The 6258-nt window shown below is 71.4% G+C and carries 4 protein-coding genes; 1 reads left to right on the forward strand and 3 read right to left on the reverse strand.

Translation table 11 applies throughout. The annotated features are described in order from the left end of the window. The first annotated feature begins 389 nt into the window (after positions 1 to 389). Positions 390 to 1145 carry a LuxR C-terminal-related transcriptional regulator gene (locus tag QM582_RS00870; protein WP_415080893.1) on the forward strand — a complete coding sequence of 252 codons (756 nt, stop codon included), beginning with the start codon at positions 390 to 392 and terminating at the stop codon, positions 1143 to 1145. A gap of 35 nt (positions 1146 to 1180) precedes the next feature. On the opposite strand, the gene QM582_RS00875 is transcribed toward QM582_RS00870, so the two are convergent. The 3 genes from QM582_RS00875 to QM582_RS00885 form a co-directional block, all read right to left on the reverse strand. After that, the gene (locus QM582_RS00875; protein WP_415080894.1) at positions 1181 to 1669 is read right to left on the reverse strand and encodes a hypothetical protein; all 489 of its coding nucleotides are present in this window, start codon (positions 1667 to 1669) and stop codon (positions 1181 to 1183) included. 175 nt (positions 1670 to 1844) lie between these two features. Beyond that, positions 1845 to 4919 carry an alpha-mannosidase gene (locus tag QM582_RS00880; RefSeq protein WP_415080896.1) on the reverse strand — a complete coding sequence of 1025 codons (3075 nt, stop codon included), beginning with the start codon at positions 4917 to 4919 and terminating at the stop codon, positions 1845 to 1847. Next, on the reverse strand, positions 4920 to 6119 hold the full coding sequence (locus QM582_RS00885) for a glycoside hydrolase 5 family protein (protein WP_415080898.1): 1200 nt from the start codon (positions 6117 to 6119) through the stop codon (positions 4920 to 4922). It abuts the gene before it with no gap. Positions 6120 to 6258: the final 139 nt, after the last annotated feature.

Consider the following 6258-nt stretch of genomic DNA (forward strand, 5'->3'; position numbering starts at 1 on the left):
CCCGACCAGGAACGAACCCGCACCAGCGACAACACCACGCCCAACTGTTGCTGCACCAGCTCCCGAACCCCCCGATCCGGCAACCCCCGGTGCAGTGACAACACTGCCCGCCCACACTCAAGCCACCCTCCGGACAACCTCAAGACCCCATCGAGAACCCCCGAAGATTCCACCCGCAGCGCACCCCTCCCACCACATCGCCTGCGGTAACACACATCGCCTGCGGAGGAACGCAGGCAATGTGCGTTACGGCAGGCGGTGTCAGCCCCGTCCGGATTAGCGTCGGCGAGCCCACTGCATCAGGACGCCGGAGCGGGTGCTCCTACTCGTTGACTGGCGGACGCGGCCGACCTCGGTGAGCACCGTCAGCCGGACGGGAAGGGGAGACGATGTCCACGGCCGTGCTGGACCTTCGGCCGTCTCCGGAGGAGGCGCGCAAGCCCGGATCGGACGAGACGGGCACGATCGGCGTGCTGCTGGCCGAACCGGACCGTCTGGTGCGAACCGGGCTGGCGATGCTGGTCGACGCGCAGCCGGGTCTGCGGGTGCTCGGTGTCACCGACAGTTTCGCGGAGACCGTTCGCCGGGTGCGGGACGAGCGGCCCGCGGTGGTGCTGATCAACGCGCTGCTGATCGCGGACACCGACCGGATCGAGGTCGTCGGCCGGATCGCCGACACCGGCGTGCGGGTTCTCGTGCTCGCCGGACGCGAGGACCGGCTCCGGATGTGGCCGGCGTTGCTGGCCGGCGTCCGGGGCTATCTGTTGAAGGACGCCGCACCCGACGAGCTGACGCTGGCGGTCCGGGCGGTGGCCGCCGGCGGCATCTGGCTCGACCCCACCCTGGCCGGGGACGTGTTGCCGGAACTGTTCCGGGCACGGCACGCGGTGGCTCCGCCGGACGGTGCCGGCGCCCCGGAGCTGACCTGCCGGGAGCGGGAGGTGTTGCGGCTGATCGCCCACGGCCTGTCCAACGGCGAGATCGCCGGGCACCTGATGGTCGCCGAGACCACCGTGAAGACGCATGTCGGCCGGATCCTGGGGAAACTCGGACTGCGCGACCGGGCCCAGGCGGTGGTGGCGGCGTATCGCCGGCAGCTGTTGGCCGCCGACGATCCGCTGCCACCACGGGCCGGGATCCGCTGAGCGAGATCGCCGGCACCAGCGCGAAGGCCGGGGCACTACGTCGTACGGGCCTCGGCGACGAAGCAGCCGTTCTCGAACCAGCCCTTGCTGGTCGAGCTGCCGCTGATCCGCCAGTACGGGGTGATGGTGTGCTTGCCGGACTTCAGCGACATCACCGCCATCGCGTTGCGGGTCTGCCAGAAGTCGGTGTGGTTGGCGATATTGCCGGGCCCGTAGTACTTCTCGCGGATCGGGCCGTTGTCCACCTTGTAGCCGATCCGGATCTCGGCCTGCGAGTCCACACCCATGTCGGCCGACAGCTGGGTCACCACCTTGCGGCTCACCGTGCCGTTGTTGACGGTCACGCTCAGGCCGAGCGGCCGCCAGCCGTCACTGCCGTTGATGTTCTGGATGCTGAATTTGCAGGTCTCCTGCGCGGCCGGGATCGCTTCGGCGGACGGTGCGACCACCGCGTAGGAAACGGCACCGCCGAGCACTGCACCCGCGGCGAGGAGTGCGGCGCCGCGCTTGGTCAGACGTGTCATCGGATTCTCCCTGTGGCTTGTGTCGGACGGGTCGTCCGGCGTCGAGTGCTACGAGAGTGCCCGGCCCCGAGGGGCTTCCGCGTCGTCGCCGAGGACGATTCGCTCGTCCTCCTTCAGGAGGACGAGCCCCCACCGATCAGCCTGCGGGGCGAGGATGGACCGGTATCGGCGGCCGCTACGCCGGGGTGATCCGGAGGGTCCGCACCTGGAAGGGCCGCAGCGCCAGCTCGACCGACACCGCCCCGTCCGCGGCGTACTCGACCGGCTCGCCCGGACGCTCCAACAGGTCCGCCGCGCGCACCGCGGCCACGTCCAGGTCGAGAAGCAGCTGGGTGGTGGCCCGTCCACCGGAGGACTCGTAGAGCCGGACGATCAGGTCGCCGGAGCGGTCGTCGGCGAGCTTGACCGCGCTGATCAGCACCCGCGGATCGCTGGACCGCACCAGCGGCGCCAGCGCGGCGCCGACAGCCGGGCGGGCCGGGGTGTTGATCGCCCAGCCCAACTCGGTGGCCCGGGCCTCGTCGGCACCGAAAGCCAGCGCGAACCGCATCCGCTGCACACCCAGGTCGGCCCGCGGATCGGGGAAGCGCGGCGCCCGCAGCATCGAGAACCGGACGTCGGAGACCACCGCGCCGCCGCGCCGGGACCGCACCACGTCGAAGCCGTAGCTGGAGTCGTTGGCGAAGGCGACGCCGAACCCGGGCTCGCGGACCAGGAACCAGCGCTGCGCGTGGGTCTCGAACCGGGCGTTCTCCCACGACGTGTTGTCGTGCGTGGTCCGGGTCTGGAAGCCGAACTGGGTCTCGGCGACCGCGGTGTCGGCGAACACGTCGATCGGGAAGGCCAGCTTGAGGAACTTCTCGGTCTCCTGCCAGTCCACCGTGTTGTCGATCAGCAGCGCCCGGCCGTCCGCCGACAGCGACAGCCGCTGCTCGATGGACGACGCCCCGAACGAACGCCGCACCACGATCGCGTCGCCGTCCAGCCGCACCTCGTCGGCGGCGTCCAGGTCGCGCCGCATCTTCCGGTAGCTGTTGTCGACGTCCCAGGCGTCCCACAGGTTCGGGAAGTCCTGGTGCAGCTGCAGCAGGTTGCCGCGCTCGCCGGCCGGGATCGCGTCCCGTCCGGACGCCAGGTCGACCGCGCTGACCAGGTGGCCGGCGGCGTCCAGCTCGACCCGGAGCGAGTCGCTGGCCAGCACGAAACCGTCACCGGACGCGGTGGCCGAGATCGGCGAACCGGCGGTAGCAACACCGACAGACCCCGCGCCGACCCCGGACTGGGCGATCGGCGCCGCATTGACCAGCAGGTCGCGTTGGTCGAGCTTGTCGAGACCGGGTGCTGTGGTTTCGGCAGGCTCAACCAGCGGTGCTGTGGTTTCGACAGGCTCAACCAGCTCGACTCCCAGGGCGGCCAGCGAGTCGGCGATCACGCCCTGCAGGATCTCGGTGACCCGGGCGTGCCGCGCGGCGGCCTCGCGATGCACCCAGGCGATGGACGTCCCGGGCAGGATGTCGTGGAACTGCAGCAGCAGCACCTCCTGCCAGGTCCCGTCCAGCAGCTCGTACGGGTAGGCGCGCCCGGCCCGGACCGCCGCCACGCTCGCCCACAGCTCGGCCTCGAACAGCAGCTGCTCGTTGCGCCGGTTGCCCTGCTTCATCTTGTGCTGGGTGGTGTAGGTGGCGCGGTGCCGCTCCAGGTACAGCTCGCCCTTCCACACCGCCGGCTCGGGCAGCTCGGCCCGGGCGCGGGCGAAGAAGACGTCCGGATGCTCCCAGACCACCTTCGCGCTGCCCTCCAGGTCGGCCAGCCGCTTCGCCCGGGCGATCATCTCGCGGGTGGTGCCGCCACCGCCGTCACCCCAGCCGGTCGGGGCCAGCGAGGACGAGCCGACCGACTTCTCCTTGAAGTTGCGGTCGGCCAACGCCACCTCGGCGCCGGACAGCTGCGAGTTGTAGGTGTCCATCGGCGGGAAGTGGGTGAAGATCCGGGAGCCGTCGATGCCTTCCCACTCGAACGAGCTGTGCGGGAAGACGTTGCGCTCGTTCCAGGAGATCTTCTGGGTCAGGAACCATTCGAAACCGGCTCCGACCAGCAGCTGCGGCAGCGCCGCCGAGTAGCCGAAGCTGTCCGGCAGCCAGGCGCCGCGGCACTCGATGCCGAACTCGTCGCGGAAGAACCGCTGCCCGTACAGGAACTGCCGGATCATCGCCTCGCCGCCGGGCAGCACCGCGTCCGCCTCGACCCACATGCCGCCGACCGGCACGAACCGGCCGTCGGCGACGGCCTGCTTCACCCGGGCGTACACCTCGGGCCGGTGCTGCTTGATCCAGGCGTACTGCTGGGCGCTGGACATGGCGTAGACGAAGTCGTCGTGCTCCTCCAGCAGGGTGACCATCGAGCTGGTGGTGCGGGCCACCTTGCGCACCGTCTCGCGCAGCGGCCACAGCCAGGCGGAGTCGATGTGGGCGTGGCCGACCGCGGTGATCAGGTGGGACGACGGCGCGGCCGGGGCGGCCAGCACCTCGGCCAGCTGGGCCCGGCCCGCGGCGGCGGTGCCGGCGACGTCCTGCAGGTCGACGGCGTCCAGCGCCCGGTCCAGGGCGAACAGGATCTTCGCCCGGCGGGCCGAGCCGGCGTCCAGCTGCTCGGCGAGCTGCAGCAGCACCTCGACGTCGTGGACGAGCTCGAACACCTCGGTCTCGAAGATCACCGCGTCGGCGCGCCGGACGCGGTACAGCAGCTCCTCGCCGGCGGTCTCCCACTCACCCTTCTCGGTGGGCAGGAACGGGACGTAGTCGAGCAGCACCGGGTTGGACGCCGCCTCGACGTAGAACTCGATCGGCTCGCCGCCGGCCGCCTCCTTCGCCACCGGGATCCACTGCGCCCGGGGATGCAGCGAGCGCACCGGGGATCCGTCCGCGCGGTAGACCAGGCCCTCGGCCTGGAAGCCGGTCATGTTGGTGTCGAAGCCGAGGTCGAGCAGCACCTCGACCCGGCGTCCGGCGAACGCGGCCGGCACCGTGCCGGTGACCCGGAACCAGGTGGTGTCCCAGGCCCGGCCCCACGGGTCGCCCACCTGCGCCGGCACGTACTCGGCGGCCAGCCCGTCGGCCACCGGGATCGGCTCGCCGCCCACCCGGTGCGCGGCCAGGGCCAGCGGCTGCGGGTGCGAGTGGATCGCGGGCCGCAGCCGCTCGGTCAGCACGCGATTGGCGCGGGCCAGGCTCAGATCCTGGTTGTTGTGCATTCAGGCCTCCACGGAGACGGCGAGGGTGACGTGCGGGTGGCGTCCGGCCTTGGCCAGCGTCATGTAGCGCTCCCAGAAGGCCCCGCCCGGGGCCAGGTCGCGCCGGCCGAACTCGGCCGGGTCGAGCAGCAGGACGGGCGGCTCCGGGTCGCTCGCCCGGGCACGCCGACGCCGCAGCTCGGTCATCGCCTCGGCCAGCACCCGGCCCTCCCTCTTGATCGTGCCGTGCTCGTCGATCAGCCCGAGGTCGTACTCCAGCTCGGGGAAATCGGCCAGCGACCGGCTGACGTCGTGCGAGCACCACCAGGTGATCCCGAACAACTCCGGCGTGTCGGCGAGATGCTCGACGGTCGCCTCGATGAAGGGCACCACGGTGGGCTCGGGCAGCACGTTACGCGGCGCGCCGACTTCCTGCACCCAGACCGGCCGGTGCGGGTCGGCCTGGAAGGCGCGAGCCAACTCGGTCAGGTAGCGGGCGTGCGCCCGGGTCTCGAAGGCGTCCGGCCCGTAGCGCTGCGCGGTGCCGTTGAACACCCAGGAGTGCACCACCGTCATGTCGCCCAGGTTCGCGGCGTGGGACGGGGTGAACGGCTGGGTGTCGTCGTACCAGGTGGCGTCGTAGCAGGCGTGCAGGGCCGGGACGCCGGGGGCGCCGGCGCGCAGCGCGCCGAGCATCGTCTGCAGCCAGCCGGCGATGTCGTCGGCGGAGGCCGGGTAGGGCTCCGGGTGGACGGTGCCGGTGAACTGGTTGACCTCGTTGCCGACGGTCAGCCCGAGCAGGTTGGGGTGCCCGGCGCAGGCCCGGGCCAGCGCGGTCAGGTAGTCGGCGGTGGACGCCACCGCGGCCGGGTCGGTGAACATGCCGCGCCGGTGCCACGAGGTGAGCCAGGCCGGCACGAAGTCGAAGCTGGACAGATGCCCCTGCAGGCCGTCGACGCAGACGTCCAGCCCGCGTCCGGCGGCGAGTTCCAGCACCCGTTCCAGGTCGGCCAGGCCGCGCGGCCGGATCAATGTGCGGTTGGGCTGGATCAGCGGCCAGAGCGGGAACACCCGGATGTGGTCGACGCCGAGTTCGGCGATGGTGTCGAGGTCGCGGGCCACCTCGTCGGCGGAGAAATCGAGCCAGTGGTGGAACCAGCCGACCCGCGGGGTGTAGTTCACCCCGAACCTGACCGGGGCGTTTCCATCTGCGGCCGTCATCGGCGTAACTTTACCGATTGAGTGTCCGCTGTCAACGGTCCCTCGGGGACGCCCGCCGCGCCGTCGGATCGGCCTGGGCCGGCAGCCCGATGGGCAGTCGATCCGCGGCCCGCGCCGGACCCGTCCGGGCCGGTCGCGA

Source organism: Micropruina sp. (assembly GCF_047607385.1).
Classification (GTDB): Bacteria; Actinomycetota; Actinomycetes; order Propionibacteriales; family Propionibacteriaceae; genus Micropruina.

Excerpts from the sequence above, each read along its gene's own strand:
- QM582_RS00870 (WP_415080893.1), top strand. The coding sequence starts at position 390 with ATGTCCACGGCCGTGCTGGACCTTCGGCCGTCTCCGGAGGAGGCGCGC.
- QM582_RS00875 (WP_415080894.1), bottom strand. The coding sequence starts at position 1,669 with ATGACACGTCTGACCAAGCGCGGCGCCGCACTCCTCGCCGCGGGTGCA.
- QM582_RS00880 (WP_415080896.1), bottom strand. The coding sequence starts at position 4,919 with ATGCACAACAACCAGGATCTGAGCCTGGCCCGCGCCAATCGCGTGCTG.
- QM582_RS00885 (WP_415080898.1), bottom strand. The coding sequence starts at position 6,119 with ATGACGGCCGCAGATGGAAACGCCCCGGTCAGGTTCGGGGTGAACTAC.